Origin of the sequence: Okeania sp. SIO2C9 (assembly GCF_010672455.1) — a bacterium.
In the GTDB taxonomy this organism is placed as follows: Bacteria; Cyanobacteriota; Cyanobacteriia; order Cyanobacteriales; family Microcoleaceae; genus Okeania.
Window position 1 is genome coordinate 1 of record NZ_JAAHGO010000098.1, and the last position, 13,395, is coordinate 13,395.

Sequence of the window (13,395 nt, forward strand, 5' to 3'; positions counted from 1 at the left end):
ATCTTCAAGATCGTTCATTTAAAAATCAATATTTGACTAATCAAGACTTTTCTTATGCAGATATAAGAGGAGCAAATTTTACCGAAAAATTGTGGGTATGCGCCTCCCCTTGGATAGGGGATAATAAGCGGTCGTTTGCGCAGCATGACCTAGGATGGGATGGCGAGGTCTCGGAGCCATATCCAATCGACTCCTGTGAAGAAAAATTTTCATGAATTTGTCAATCCTCTTCAATTTATTTTCAAGGAGAGGTAATTATTCATTATTCATTATTCATTATTAATTGTTGAACAATCCCAAGGTCGATTATGCCTTTAAAAAAATCTTCGATTCAGAACAGAGTACAGACATTTTCATTGGCTTTATCAATCATCAGTTAACCGAATAAATAAATTTTCTAATTAATTTTTCAGTAGCAAATAATTATGTTAACTTATTCATCTAAACAACCACGGATAAATCTTCAAGGTCTTTACAGTTATCAGTTATCAGTTATCAATTATAGCAATATGATTTTAGTTGTGAAATATTGGAAACTTTTAGGCAACAGGCAACAGGCAACAGGCAACAGAGAAGAAGAAAAAAACGTATCATATGAATGTAATAATTGCTATATTCTATACTTTTAAGGAACACTTGAATTCTCACAACTGATTCCTGATTGCTATATCAGTTATTAGGCATCTTTAGATGGCTTATGCTGTGAGTAAAGAAATAAATTTATTGGCGGATGAAAAAGAATCACTTAAACTTTTAGAGGCAAATAATTATGCTAACTTATCCATCTAAACAACAACGCAAAAATTATCAAGGTCGTTCATTTAAAAATCAAGATTTGACTGGTCAAGACTTTTCTTTTGCAGATATAAGAGGAACAGATTTTACCAATGCAAATCTCACAGCTGCTAACTTCAATTATGCTTTAGCAGGATTAACAAAATCTCAGACTAGACTGATTTTTATTCTGATAGTTATCTTATTTTTAGTTGCAGGTGTAGCTGCAGGTGGTGCCACTATTGTTCCCATCAGACTTATATCTAGCAAAACAACTCAAAAATTTCCAATTCAGATTGGTGTATTTATGTTTCCTCTCCTAGAATTTATCAATATTGGCTTATTAGTAATAATAGTCCGTCAAGGAATTAAAAAAATTTGGGGGTATTTATTTACTCTAATTATTTTGATAATGCTAATGGCTGTAATATTTGCATCACTGGGTCTTGATGACAAGAAGATCGTAAATATTTTTAGTTTTTTGGGAATTACAAATACATCGCCTAACACAGTTATTAAATTGTCAGAGTGGTTGACAGATTTTAGATTTGGTGAACTGATTAGAGCCTTCATTAATTTATTAGCTGACAATGGCGATTCAGAGAATAAAATTGTGATTATAATTTTCAGTTTTATTATCTCTGCAATAGCAATATTAATATTAATTTTTACTCTCAGTTTAGCAGTAATTTTAGCTGGAATTATCTCCGGTAAACGGCTAGTAAATTCAGCATTAATATGGGTGAATATTATCACAGCATTTGGTACAGGAATTGCTGCTAGAAATCAAGTAAAACGCTCCGAAATACTGATTATAGTCATGATAACTATCCTGGCGATCGCTATTTCTTTAACCTTAATTTTTATCGCTATAAATCTTGCAAAAAAAATACTAGCAGAAGACGAAAATAATCTTTTCATCCTACAATTTGCTGTGGTCATTGGAGCAATAAGAGGCACCAATTTTGAAAATGCAAATTTAACCGATGCCGACTTTAGTCACGCCACTCTCAAAAGCACAAATTTTCGATTTGCTAATACCACTCGCACATTCTGGCGACAAACCAAATATCTAAAATTTGCCAGAGTCGAAAAAACTATATTAGAAGATATAAAAGTCAGAGAATTATTAATAAGTGGATGGGGAAAAAACCAAGAATATATAGAAGCAGACTTAAGAGGAGCAAACCTCATGAGTGCCGACCTTACTAACGCCAATTTAAAACTAGCAAACTTAGGAGAAGCTTCTCTCAAAGCTGCCAATTTAAACAACGCAAATTTAACCGAAACATTAGCAATAGGCACTAACTTTACCAACGCCCAAATGTCAGGAACTTGTTTAGAAGGTTGGAATATCGACCACACTACTATCCTCGATAATATTGAATCAAAATATATCTATTTATTAGAGGAACCAAAACCAGAAACAGACGATAGAGAACGCCGCCCCAGTAGTGGATATTTCCAAGAAGGAGACTTTACAAAATTATTCCAAGAAGTCTTAAATACTGTAGATTTAATATTCCGAAATGGTCTAAACTTCAAAGCCTTTATGTCATCTTTCCAACAGGTGCAAGTAGAAAATCAAGGTATTCCGATGGAAATTAAATCTATGGAAAATAAAGGCGATGGAGTAGTAGTAGTAAAAATCGACGTTCCCCCAGAAACTAACAAAGAAAAAATCCATCAGGAATTTGTACAAATCTATGATGAAACTGTCATAGCATTAGAAGAAAAATATCAGCAAAAGTTGGCAGGAATAGAAAAACAAGTTAGTCTCTACCATCGAAAAACTGAGGAAACTGAATATCGAATGTTCTTCATGAATCAGATATTAAAAACACAAACATCTGCCAATGCCATAACCAGAGAAAAATTAGTTATTCTCAATTTTGAAGGTGGAAGCTTGGCAAAAGGTTTTACCAGAATTAAAGCTTATATCTGGTCAGATGGTCATCCTCTACCAATGGATATTACCAGTAAATTACCCTCAAACTTAGAAATTTCTCAACTTTATCAACAGTGGAGCCAAAAATATCAAAAATTAATAGAATTGTATCAAGATTTAAGCTTGACCCCTAGAATCAAAATCAAAAAAGACCAGGAGACAAATGTTTCTATAAAAGATAGACAGAAAATAATTAGTCAGATTCAAGAATTAGAGAAAAAGTGGCGATCGCTCCTGAATGAATGGTTAAGTTTTCCCAGTTTTGCTCGGATAGAAAATCAACTACGAACTAAAATTCAACCCTCAGATAAAGTCCGATTAATTATTCAATCTGAAGATAATTTAATCCAACGCCTTCCCTGGCATTTATGGAAATTTTTCTCCGATTATCAACTTGCTGAAACTGCCATAGCTCTCCCAGAAGCAAACCGAGTCGAAAAGTTAAATATTGGTCGGGAAAAAATCCGCATCTTAGCAATTTTCGGACACGATAAAGGTCTCAATATCCAGAAAGACAAACAATATTTAGAAAATCTTCCAGATGAAGCCGAAACTATTTCTTTAATGAAACCAACTAGGCAAAAATTAGACCAAAAATTATGGGATGAAAAAGGTTGGGATATTATTTGCTTTTCCGGTCATAGTCAAAGCGAAAAAGATGGAAGTACCGGATATTTTGATTTAGATAATCAAACCAAAATCAAAATTGAAGAATTAGAAAATGCACTAACGACAGCTATTAGTAGAGGTCTCAAATTAGCCATTTTTAACTCTTGTGATGGATTAGGTTTAGCCAGACAATTTGCTCAACTACATATCCCCGCAATTATTGTCATGCGAGAACCAGTTCCAGATATAGTCGCCCAGGAATTTTTCCAGAATTTTCTCCAATTATTTTCTAGTGGCAAATCTCTATATATTTCCGTGCGAAAAACCAGAGAAAAATTACAAGTAATGGAAGATAAATTTCCTGGTGCAAGTTGGTTACCAATAATTTGTCAAAATCCTGCAGAAACCCCTCCTAATTGGCGAGACTTACATGGAATTTATCAACCTAATTTTGCCGAAATTTTGACAGATTTAAAATTAGCCATTGAAACGGAAACTTGGTTAACCCCAGCAGATAAAACAGAAACTTTAAAACAAGTAGAAATTTTGGCAGAAGTAGGAGAAATTCCCAGTCAAGAAAATCAATATTCTGTGAAGTCAGCCATCAGAATATTAAGAGGTATTGTTGCCGAACATCCCGCAGCTAATCTGATGGATGAAGCTGTAGAAAAATTATTAACTTACTTTTTAAATCAGAGAAATAATGATTGAAGAAGGAAGAAGGAAAAAGTGGATGTGAACTCAAACCCTAACCAATTATAAAGTAAGCATTCAGCTGTTAGCAGTCAGCTATCAGCAAATAATGAATAATTTTTACTAAGGTTAAAGGAGTGTAGTTTGGTAGCAATTTTTAATTCTCTCTCAATCTCTCAATTGCTTTTACCTCCCCCTCTAATTAATAGCTGATAGCTAATAGCTGATGGCTGTTTGCGCAGCATTCCGCAGGAAATGCTTACATTATAAACACCCTGTAGACAGCGGGATATTAAACCCAAAAGAAAAAGATAAAAAAGAAAACAATCGACTGAAGAAAATTTGGTTTTTGTTAAATTAGCATTCAGAACCTTAAACAGTATTATCTATCCCCGAAAATTCAGACAATAATTTGATTACTGAAGCCTTGAAAAAATTGTTAACTTACTTTTTAAATCAGAGGAATTATGAATAATTTATCTCGTTTTTTTTTACAGCGCTTAAACAACCGAAAAAACACTCAAGGATTTACTTTAATTGAGTTGTTAGTCGTGATTATTATTATTGGAATTTTGTCATCTATTGGTTTAGTAGCATTTTTAAATCTAGTGAGTAAATCAAAACAAGTTGAAGCAATTACTTACATAGAGGTCGTCACTGATGAACAAATTAGTAACTATACCGAATATAATCAGTTTAAAAACAACTTAAATGAGTTTAACTCTTTTCCACCAAAAGATAAACTTAATAATAATGATTTTCTTTTGAAGATACTTGGTTTTTCACACAAAACACAAAACTATTTCTATGGCATACCATTTATTAATAATGAAATAGCAATTCAAGTAGCTTTAACTAAAAATCCAACTACTAAATCTTATGCAGAAATTATATATATAAAAGATAGTAAGCTAGACAGAATGAAATGTGAAGCTTATGCTCAGGAGCTTTTAAACAATATATTGCCTAAATTACCATCTATTTCATCAGAGGATATACAACAGGAATTAGACCAATATTGTAAATAATATCATGTCCGGTCGAATACTTATAAATAAATAAATGAAATAGCTCCCTACTCCCTAAACTTTTAAAGACGATCGAACCTTGACAAAATGAATCAATATCAAATATATTTAAAAACGCTCAAAACTATAGATCAAAAGGAGTAAAATATGAGTGGTGGAAAAAGCCTCCAGCCGACAAAATATGCCGAACATCGGTATAACCTCACTGCACCAATTGATTTTGATGTAGCAGTGAAGTATGGTGGTGCATTAATGGCGATCGCTGGAGCAGATGGCGAATTAGCAGAAAAAGAATTTCAGTGGTATATTGATGAACAAGAAATTTTGTTGGTAGACTCTGCGGAGTACATTGAAGCGCTTCGCAAATTCGATTGGAAAAACGCTAACATAGAAGAGCTGTTGAGTGGTATCAAGTATGATTTTCCTCTGAATTTTCGCCGATCCATGTTATACCAAGCGATTAAGATGAGTCGAGCTGATGGAGTTTACCAAGAAAAAGAAAAAGCTGCTGTGGCTAAAGCAGCAGAAATTTTGGGAATTGAACGTAGCATTGTTATTAGCATTGAGTCATTAGCTGAAATGGAAGATGCAAGCGAGAGACTACGACTTGCTTTATTTGAAACGGAAGTTTAATTCTGTTTAACACCTACCTTTTTATAGAGGATTTTGATCTCTTGACCTTATGGACAAATATATCAACATTCTCAACCGTATTTCAGAGTTAGCCAATTGCATTCATAGTTTGACAGCAGATAATATCGATCGTGTTCTCATATTGCTATTGCGTTCAAGATTTCCCAAGAATATCTAATACCAAGCGTGATAAGTGTTTGTTACAAATAGTAGGGACGTTGCATGCAACGTCCCTACGAAAGAAGGAAGAACCGAAGTTGGAAGAAGGAGGAAATATTGAAAAAAATGTAAAAACGATATAAATAACTATCTAAAATGTACGATAGCTACTATTTTTAAGCATATCCGATGACAGGCACTTTTCATAGCATTCTTTTTTCACGCTTGGTATAACATAATGAGTATAGCGCATAGTGCAAGTCAAAATTCAGAAGTCAGAAGTCAAAAGTTCCTGACAATGCTACAAGTGGAAATTAAACAGCCGACGTAGTACAAGAAATCAGAGGGATGGCACCCAGAAGTACCAGAGTCTATCAAACAAATGATTTGGGTAAGTCTGCGTCTTACAGCGGTTTTCCTGCACGGTAGACCACAGTAGGGACGTTCCATGGAACGTCCCTACAAAGTTTTGCTTGTGAAGATGTGGTTCATCAAGAGCGAAAAGCGCTGTAAAGGACAGAATCCTGCACGTGGGAACAAAAATTCTGGAGAATAAATGAGCGATAAACTGGGTAGTGGTTCATTGTATATAGTATAGCCAGTAAGAGCATCTTGCTCCCCTTCAAAAAGACTCTCCCTAAAAGCTATCCCTTATAAGGAACTCCTGAAAACCCTGCAGGGAGGGTGGGCAGTGTGGGAGGTGTGGGGAGTAAGAATCTTGTCTACAATTGTCAAAAAAATGTATTTTTTCATACACTTTTCTCAAGAAAAAGCCTTTCAAAGACTTACACATAACTTGTCTATTTTGCCATGTTAAGAAAGATGTGGGTAATGGATAGCCCTAAAAGGGAGAGGTAATTATCCATTATCCATTAATGAACTACTCATTCAAACTACCATCGGGCATAATTGCCCCTTGCAAATTCGCCCCTTGCAGATTAGCATTTTCGATATTTGCTCCTTGTAAATTGGCATTCTTCAGGTTAGCTCCCGTGAGTTTAGCTCCCTTGAGGTCAACACCCATTAACTTAGCACCAGCCAAATTTGCTCCTACTAAGTCTGCTCTCCTGAGATCAGCATCTTTTAAGACTGCCCCCCTGAGATCGACACCTCGGAGATTAGCACGACTCATCATTGTCCCACCTAAATTCGCTCCTCTTAAATTCGCTCCTTTGAAATTTGCTCTAGTGAGTTTAGCATCTTTGAGATTAGCCGCTTGCAAATTAGCCGCTTGCAAATTAGAACTCATCAAATTTGCGCCAGATAAATTAGCTCGTCGTAAGTTAGCATTTTCTAATACTGCCCTCATTAAAGTTGCTCCACCAAGGAAAGCTTTTTCCAATTTGGTATTTTGCAAATTAGAACTCATCAAATTTGCTCCCTCTAAACGAGCGCTAGACAAATTAGCTTGCTGTAGTTTAGCTTTAATTAGGTTTGCTCCTTGCATTTGTGCACCTTTGAGGTTGGCATTTTGCAATCTGGCTTCCCTGAGATCGATACCTCTCAAATTAGCTTTGAATAAATCTGCTTCTCGCAAATAAGCATCTTCAATTTTGATAGCTGCCAAGTCAGCACCACGAAGGTTACAACCTTGGCATTCTCCAGTTGTTTGTAATTGCTCAACTGCACTCTTACCTGAGATTTTTTTGGTGACAATTTCCTGTTGAGGTTTTTGTGTTGTCGAGAAATTAGTTTGTTCTCGTTGCTGTCTAAACATTGTTAAACTCGTAGCTAATATAGCAACAGCTGTAATACTAGCCATTCCAACTAGAGCAGATGTTTTTACAGGTTTCATTGCCATCGTCACATTCTTAAAATTAGCAGCATCGCCAAACATAGGAATTGGTTTCAGCGCTGCTAAAGCTGCTGCTGCATTTTCAAAGCGGTCTTTGCTATTGGGAGATACCATTTTCTCTAGCCACATTGTGAATAATGTACTCAGTTGTGGCATTGATTTTTTGAGGTTAAAACTATAGTTGCGGTCTATTAATTTTTTGATCTCTGTACTGCGAGTACCTGTTAGCAAGCAGATTAGAGTTGCACCTAAACTATATAAGTCAGAATTTATAGTAACAGTACCATTTAATTCTTGTTCTGGTGACATAAACCCTGGAGTACCACTTATACCATCACTTAAAATATCTTCTATTCCTTTGCGTGCAGAACCAAAATTAATTAAATGTGCAATAGGGAATCTTTCACCGTGGGAGTGGGTATCAACTAATATATTTTCTGGTTTGATATTACCGTGAATAATTGGTGGAGTTTGCTTTTGTAAATAAACTAAAATTTCTAAAGTTGAAATAGCAATTTGCTTAATTTGTTCGGGAGTAAAACTTCTTCTTTCTGCTAAAGAATTGCCCTTTTGATATTTTGTAATTAAGCAAAATCCTTCGGTGGTTTCTAAAGAGTCTACATAATTGGGAATACAAGGATGTTGTAATTGTTTGAGAATTTCTACTTCTCGTTCATAAGCTTCAAATCCTGCCCAATTTGCGTCACTATCTGCAAAACGAAATTCTTTAATGACAACCTCTTGGTCTTGTTTGAGAGCTAGTCCCTGATATGTCACTTCTCCTTCGTTTTGGTGACGTTCTATTTCTCTAATAATTTGATAGCCGTGGCTAGAAAGGTCTTGGTTCATGTTAATAGTACCGCCGTTTTTTTCTACCTGTAAATGGGGTGCTAATGCAATAATTCTGTTTGAGAATTATATCATATTTTTTATTGACTAGCAATTACAAATTACCGCTATTCCTTATTTTGGCAATAATATTTAAGAATTATAATTTTTTTTTGATGAAATAAAAATTAGGTACATCAGAAATTATTTAGTTACTTAGTTAGCTCGCAAACTTTTATTATACTTGTACTTAATTCTGCTGAAAATAAGTGGAATAATCGAGCTATATTAATTGTTGTTTATAGCTAAAGTATTTACAATAATTTTTTTCCGAAATATGGTATTTTTTTATACTTTTTATACAATCGTAAGTATCGATATACTGGAGAGATTGTTTTTTATTACCTATTATTGAGATGAGTTGAACACAGTGCTAATAAATTTCAAAACGACTCTTTTATGGTAAAATAATACAAAACAATTTTGATAAAATGAGGTTTCTATGACAGAACAAAATGCTCGTGATTTATTTAAAGCTGCCTACGAACATCGCTACACTTGGGACTCTAATTTTCCCGGTTATAGTGCCGATATTGAACTAAAACAAGGGTCAGAACTGTACAATGGCCAAATTTCGATAAAAGCAGACTTCAGTGTAGAAGTCACCGGTATATCAGATGAAGAAGTACAACAAAGCGTTTATACTCAACTGCGGGACGTAGTAACTCACCGCAAACGTTCATCCTTTGAAGCATCCCATGGTAAAAATAACTTCAGTCTAGGCGATCGGGATGAAACTGGTGCAGTTGAAATTCTCGTCGAAGGTGATGCGATGGGGTCAAATTACAAGGTTAGAGATCGGGAAATTTGTCTAGTTAGTCGGGTAATGGGCCGAATGGCTTTCGTAATTAATACTCACAAAAGCTTGGATACAGGAGAAGGTTTTGCTGCCACTCACTATAACGCCATTTTCCGCAACCCTCAAACCAATGAAGTCATAAGAGAACTAGAATTTGAGGACAGTTATGAAAAAATTGGCAGTTACTACATAATGACTCATCAGGTAGTCAATTCTACAGAAAAAGGTCAAGTAACAACAACCGAATTTAACTACTCTAATATCAAATTGTTAGAACCAGCAGTTGTGTAGAAACAATCTGAACTTTTGGTCTATTTTGATGTTAATTCAGCTAGGATTAATTTAGGAGAATAATAGTTCTCATATAAGGAGAAAAAAATGTCTAAAGCACTGACCAAAGAAAATGTGGAAAATGTATTAGATGAATTACGTCCCTATCTAGCGGCAGATGGTGGTAACGTGGAATTCGTAGAAATTGAAGGCCCGGTAGTCAATCTCAGACTCGTTGGAGCTTGTGGTTCTTGTCCTAGTTCTACTATGACTCTCAAAATGGGTATCGAACGCAAACTTAGGGAAGAAATTCCTGAAATTGTTGAAGTCAATTCTGTGATGTAGTTATATTTTTCCTACTCACATTATTTTTGGTGTGGGTGGGAAATTTTTTAATCAGAAAACGCACAGTTACAGCAAGGAAGAAGTTACTTAGGACATAGACTAATGATGAATATCAGACAGGGAAGTGTTTCCCCCCTGTTCCCTGTTCACTGCTATACATCAATAGACATCTCCGGAAACTCACTTTTTATCCTGTTATTACAAGATTTGAAATTAATTATTGGAGAGGTCTAATAGTTAATGAGCTATTATTTTTAGTAGGTTATAGGAGAGAGGGAATAGTGATGTGACGTAGCACACCAAGACAGAGAACAGAAAACGGTAAACCGAAAAATATCTGAGTAGTAAATATACAAATAATTTTGCCTACCTACTAAAAAAATAATCTCTTAACTATACACTCTAAATCTACTAAAAAAAACATACAGTTGATTATCTAAAAATCTACTTAATTACTCCTAAACAACTGTATCTTAATATCTTGAGAAAACTACAAACTATAGCAGTTGCCATTACTGTATTTAATAGGTCAAAAGCTGAAAACTCAAACAACGCCAGATTTTTATTTTTTCTTTTTTTCTTCTTCCTTTAATCATAGATAAATAGTCAGTATCAGTAGCTAAATAAAGTTCTGCAAAGCTGCCGTTCCTAGAATTAAGTATTAATTGTTAGGTCAACTTTTCTGATCTACAAACTTACAACCACTATTTGAGCCATTGCTAATTACTCATTACCCATTACCTAATAATTAAGGTTTAAAGCCTCTCCTTTAAAGGAGAAAAAAGCGGTCTAGGGATGGCTCCGAAACCTCGCCATATCCAATCGACCAAGACAGCGTTTGATCTTCGGAGCTTCCCGTAGGGTGGGATGCCAAGGTATCCTCGCTGGCCGACCATCGAGTAATACCATTTCTCAAAAACTTTTCTACATTTTGTTGAGCAGGAGACCCACCCCTCGCCCCTCCCCCTCCCAGGAAGGGAAGTAGAGGAGTGGGTAGGGACGTTCCATAAGGGCGTCCGTACAGGGAGAAGCAAACATAAGAATAATTAACACCATTCGCGAGCTGAAATTAGCATGCAAAGTGATTTTGCTTGTGCTGATTAGTTGACAACTGAAGTATTGCCCAAGTATAGCAATAATGCATGGGAATTGCTATAAGAGAAGAAAAAATTTTCACGCTCCGCGTCAATCCTCTCCTTGAAAAGAAGAGGTAATTGTTAATTATTAATTATTAATTATTAATTATTAATTGTTTAACGACCTTCATCAATGAAAATTCTAGTTGTAGAAGACGATCGATTTATCGCCGAAACTTTAGCTGATGCCTTAACTGAACAACTTTTTGTAGTTGATATAGCCACAGATGGTCAAGTAGGTTGGGAGCAAGCTCAAGCCTATAATTATGATTTAATTTTATTAGATGTAATGCTGCCTAAATTAGATGGTATTACTCTATGTCAGAAGTTACGTTATATTAATAAAAGCATTCCTATTTTACTTTTAACCGCTCGTAATAACAATCAAGATAAAGTAAAAGGTTTAAATGCTGGAGCTGATGATTATGTAGTTAAACCATTTAATTTAGAAGAGCTTTTAGCCAGAATAAGAGCATTATTACGGCGAGGAAATGAGTCTGCTTCTCACATCAAAAAATGGGATAATTTATGTTTAAATCCTCAAAATTGTGAAGTTACTTACAATAACAAACAGTTAAATCTTACTCCTAAAGAATATGAAATTCTAAATCTGTTTATGCACAATAATCAAAGAATATTTAATTGTAGTGCAATTTTAGATAAAGTTTGGAGTTGGGAAGACACACCTACAGAAGATACAGTTAGAGCGCATATTAAAGGTTTAAGACATAAATTAAAAGCAGTAGGTGCGCCTAGTGATTTAATCGAAACTGTTTACGGTTTAGGTTATCGGTTAAAACAAGTTGAAGAAGGAAGAAGAAGGAAGGAAGAAGAAGGAAGGAAGAAGGAAGAAGAAAGAAGGAAGAAGGAAGAAGGAAGAAGGAAGAAGGAAGAAGGAAGAAGGAAGAAGGAAGAAGGAAGAAGGCATCCCCCCTTACCCCCCTTTGAAAGGGGGGAGGAAGGAAGCAAAAAGTGGATGGGGGTTCAAAATACAACCAATTGTAAACACTGTTTATGTGGCAGGGTATTAAACCCAAAAGAAAAAGATAAAAAGAATTTACCAGTCAATAATAATCAAATAAAAGATAAAGAAAAGCCTCAAAAATATCAGGAATCTCAACAAAAACTACAAGATTCCATTAGTAAAATATGGGATAGATTTCAAGGAAGCATTAATGAGCGGATTGGTGTACTAGAACAAGCAGTAGTAGCTGGAAAAAATGAAATATTAGAGATTGATTTACAAAGAAAAGCACAACAAGAAGCTCATAAATTAGCAGGTTCTCTAGGTACATTTGGTTTAGTAGATGGCTCGGATTTAGCTAGAGAAATAGAAACTTTATTGGCAGCGGAAAAGCCTCTTAATTATAGCGAAATATTTCATCTATCTAAATTAGTAAAAAGTCTATGCAATAAGATAGAAAAGCATAGTAATATCGACAAAGAAAAAAGTGATAATCAACAGATAAAATATCTTGATCGTCAATATTCTATTCCTATTTATCCAGAATGTAAATTATTATTAATACTAGACAAAGATAGTTTATTCGCAAAACAATTAATTGAAGAAGCTGTCACAAAAAAAATACAATTTAAGCTGGCTCCAGATGTTTTAATAACCACAGATATAGATGCTTATATTAATCAGAATTTAAACAATAGTTTACAAGATTTATCATTTTGTCCTAATGTAGTTTTACTTGACCTTGAAGTTGCTGCTAATTCAGAGAAAATATTAGTTAAAATTTCTAGTCAGATGCCTTCTTTACCTGTAGTTGTACTTAATACTAAAGGTGAATTGAGCGATCGCGTAAAAATTGCTAAACTAGGAGCATCAGCATATCTAAAAAAGCCATTACCACCAGCTCAAGTTATAGACATAGTATTAGATATCTGGCGAAAAAATCAGACTTTAGCAACTGTGATGATTGTAGATGACGACCTGCAAATTTTACAGACCATCGAACAGATACTAACCCAATGGGGAATTAAAGTTGTAACCCTGAGTGATGAGCGATATTTCTGGGAAACCTTAGAAAATACAGTACCAGATTTATTAATTTTAGACATAGAAATGCCATATTTTAATGGAATTGATTTGTGTCAAGTTATTCGTAACGATCCACATTGGAATTGGCTTCCTGTTATATTTCTGACAGCTCATTACAACCCTATGATTTGTCATCAAATTTTTGCTGCTGGTGCGGATGATTATATTTGTAAACCATTTAAATATTCTGATTTAATTACTCGTGTTATTAATCGGATTAAACGTAGTATAAGTGTTTGATTGTGCAATTAATTAACTGTAAAAATAA

Annotated in this window: 10 protein-coding genes; 9 read left to right on the plus strand and 1 reads right to left on the minus strand. The window is 34.6% G+C overall.

Annotated elements, in window-relative coordinates:
- The 6 genes from F6K23_RS35725 to F6K23_RS35750 form a co-directional block, all read left to right on the plus strand.
- Nucleotides 1-215: hypothetical protein (locus F6K23_RS35725; RefSeq protein WP_293165269.1), on the plus strand; the 215-nt coding region annotated here is incomplete at its 5' end.
- Between the two features lie 71 nt (nucleotides 216-286).
- Nucleotides 287-388: a PD-(D/E)XK nuclease family transposase gene (locus F6K23_RS35730; RefSeq protein ID WP_293165270.1), complete on the plus strand. Its 102-nt coding sequence runs from the start codon at nucleotides 287-289 to the stop codon at nucleotides 386-388.
- 37 nt (nucleotides 389-425) lie between these two features.
- A complete protein-coding gene (locus tag F6K23_RS35735) occupies nucleotides 426-629 on the plus strand; it encodes a hypothetical protein (RefSeq protein ID WP_293165271.1) in 204 nt (67 codons plus the stop codon).
- Nucleotides 630-769: 140 nt separating this feature from the next.
- On the plus strand, nucleotides 770-4,042 hold the full coding sequence (locus tag F6K23_RS35740; RefSeq protein ID WP_293165272.1) for a pentapeptide repeat-containing protein: 3,273 nt from the start codon (nucleotides 770-772) through the stop codon (nucleotides 4,040-4,042).
- A 449-nt stretch (nucleotides 4,043-4,491) separates the two neighbouring features.
- Nucleotides 4,492-5,052 (plus strand): prepilin-type N-terminal cleavage/methylation domain-containing protein, encoded by a 561-nt coding sequence (locus tag F6K23_RS35745; protein ID WP_293165273.1) that lies wholly within the window; start codon nucleotides 4,492-4,494, stop codon nucleotides 5,050-5,052.
- Nucleotides 5,053-5,199: 147 nt separating this feature from the next.
- Nucleotides 5,200-5,685: a TerB family tellurite resistance protein gene (locus F6K23_RS35750; protein WP_293165274.1), complete on the plus strand. Its 486-nt coding sequence runs from the start codon at nucleotides 5,200-5,202 to the stop codon at nucleotides 5,683-5,685.
- 1,039 nt (nucleotides 5,686-6,724) lie between these two features.
- Here the strand turns inward: F6K23_RS35750 and F6K23_RS35755 are convergent.
- Nucleotides 6,725-8,488 (minus strand): pentapeptide repeat-containing protein, encoded by a 1,764-nt coding sequence (locus F6K23_RS35755; RefSeq protein ID WP_293165275.1) that lies wholly within the window; start codon nucleotides 8,486-8,488, stop codon nucleotides 6,725-6,727.
- A gap of 481 nt (nucleotides 8,489-8,969) precedes the next feature.
- Between F6K23_RS35755 and F6K23_RS35760 the strand changes: the two genes are divergently transcribed.
- The 3 genes from F6K23_RS35760 to F6K23_RS35770 all read left to right on the plus strand — a co-directional run bounded on the left by F6K23_RS35760 (nucleotide 8,970) and on the right by F6K23_RS35770 (nucleotide 13,367).
- Nucleotides 8,970-9,617 carry a DUF3386 domain-containing protein gene (locus tag F6K23_RS35760; protein WP_293165276.1) on the plus strand — a complete coding sequence of 216 codons (648 nt, stop codon included), beginning with the start codon at nucleotides 8,970-8,972 and terminating at the stop codon, nucleotides 9,615-9,617.
- Between the two features lie 87 nt (nucleotides 9,618-9,704).
- Nucleotides 9,705-9,941 (plus strand): NifU family protein, encoded by a 237-nt coding sequence (locus F6K23_RS35765; protein WP_293165277.1) that lies wholly within the window; start codon nucleotides 9,705-9,707, stop codon nucleotides 9,939-9,941.
- 1,269 nt (nucleotides 9,942-11,210) lie between these two features.
- Nucleotides 11,211-13,367: a response regulator gene (locus F6K23_RS35770; RefSeq protein WP_293165278.1), complete on the plus strand. Its 2,157-nt coding sequence runs from the start codon at nucleotides 11,211-11,213 to the stop codon at nucleotides 13,365-13,367.
- Nucleotides 13,368-13,395 lie beyond the last annotated feature (28 nt).

Bases quoted from the DNA above. Each gene is read 5' to 3' on its own strand.
- F6K23_RS35755 (WP_293165275.1), bottom strand. From the start codon at position 8,488: ATGAACCAAGACCTTTCTAGCCACGGCTATCAAATTATTAGAGAAATA.
- F6K23_RS35770 (WP_293165278.1), top strand. From the start codon at position 11,211: ATGAAAATTCTAGTTGTAGAAGACGATCGATTTATCGCCGAAACTTTA.
- F6K23_RS35735 (WP_293165271.1), top strand. From the start codon at position 426: ATGTTAACTTATTCATCTAAACAACCACGGATAAATCTTCAAGGTCTT.
- F6K23_RS35750 (WP_293165274.1), top strand. From the start codon at position 5,200: ATGAGTGGTGGAAAAAGCCTCCAGCCGACAAAATATGCCGAACATCGG.
- F6K23_RS35745 (WP_293165273.1), top strand. From the start codon at position 4,492: ATGAATAATTTATCTCGTTTTTTTTTACAGCGCTTAAACAACCGAAAA.
- F6K23_RS35740 (WP_293165272.1), top strand. From the start codon at position 770: ATGCTAACTTATCCATCTAAACAACAACGCAAAAATTATCAAGGTCGT.
- F6K23_RS35760 (WP_293165276.1), top strand. From the start codon at position 8,970: ATGACAGAACAAAATGCTCGTGATTTATTTAAAGCTGCCTACGAACAT.
- F6K23_RS35765 (WP_293165277.1), top strand. From the start codon at position 9,705: ATGTCTAAAGCACTGACCAAAGAAAATGTGGAAAATGTATTAGATGAA.